Source organism: Natronococcus sp. JC468 (genome assembly GCF_012163165.1).
Taxonomy (GTDB): domain Archaea; phylum Halobacteriota; class Halobacteria; order Halobacteriales; family Natrialbaceae; genus Natronococcus; species Natronococcus jeotgali.
On the sequence record NZ_JAAVUO010000102.1, the window covers coordinates 1 to 1,234 of the forward strand.

General features: G+C 57.0%; 1 protein-coding gene. It reads left to right on the forward strand.

The features are described 5' to 3' along the window. Window positions 1-398 precede the first annotated feature (398 nt). Complete coding sequence (locus GWG54_RS20540) at window positions 399-1,178, forward strand: hypothetical protein (RefSeq protein WP_167939482.1); 780 nt, start codon at window positions 399-401, stop codon at window positions 1,176-1,178. Window positions 1,179-1,234: the final 56 nt, after the last annotated feature.

Below are 1,234 nucleotides of genomic sequence, written 5' to 3' on the forward strand. Positions count from 1 at the left end.
AGTCCGCCGAACAGACTCTCATTTTTGGGCGTGCGTCGAACCAGGAAGAACGATACAGATAGGTACGTTGCGACGCGAGAGGATTGTTCGACAGCGAATTCGTCATCTGGAACAGTTTACACTGTTGGACAGTACACGATAACTTGTGGAACGATAGCGTCACTAAATGACTGTCTGTCTGGATATGTGGCTAAAATCACGAAAAAGGTTACAAGTCCCGGGTTTCGCTGGCTGAACGCATGGCCCAGCAAACCAACTCTCCCGACCACACTGAGTCGTCGACCACCAGGCAGAACGGTGGAATAACGCGCCGATCGTACCTGCGATCGATCGTTGGGGGTGCCGCTGCCAGATTGGGGACGATGGTCGGCAGCGCGACCAAGGCAGGTCAGACGATGATGGGAACCGTCGCGGCGGCTGACTACGAGGTCATCAGAGCGCACGGACAAACGATCCGGATCAGCCAGGGGGAGTCATTTGAGAACACGCTTATCGATCTCACGACAGAGGACCCAATCACACTGCTGGTCGACGGCGGGAACACAACGATCCGAAACGTGGGATTCAAAGGCCTGTACCACGGCGTCGATGCTCCACTCTCGATTTCGGCAGCCCACGGTACAGTGCTTGCCGAATGTCTCTATCTCGGGGACGGTGCTACGGGAAGTGGCGGCTCCGATAACGGTCCTGCTGCGATCGCCTATCATCCCGAGGCCGCCAGTAACGTCACCTTCCGCCACTGTAACGTCCAGGGCTGGCCGAACGGCGGTTTCGACTATTCCACTACTACGAGTGATGAATCGGCCACGCTCGAGACTAGTTATGGGAAAAACGACAGTGTTACCACCTCCCGGTGTGCTGGCTCCAGTGATGCGAGCCGTAACTGCGTCGGGTACAACGACGCGACTAACTCTGATACGGTTACCAGTGGCCAGATGGTGGGGGCAGATCGCTCCGTCTGGCCACCGGAGACGGTAACGATCGAAGCGTCACACTTCGCCTCCGGAGTGGATTCAGAGACTCGGCTCGATCACAACGGCAACCGTCTCGACTCCGAAGGGGGCAACTCCAGTGGAGGGACACGTGGTGAAATGGGTACCAGTGACGCTACTACCGAGCCAGACTGCTCGGTTCCTGAGGGCGTTCCCACAAGTGCTGAAGAGGCGATACCGGATTAGCGGCGAAGAGTAGTTGAACGATTCGGTCAACTGCCAGTGAGTGATCAGTGGGTAAC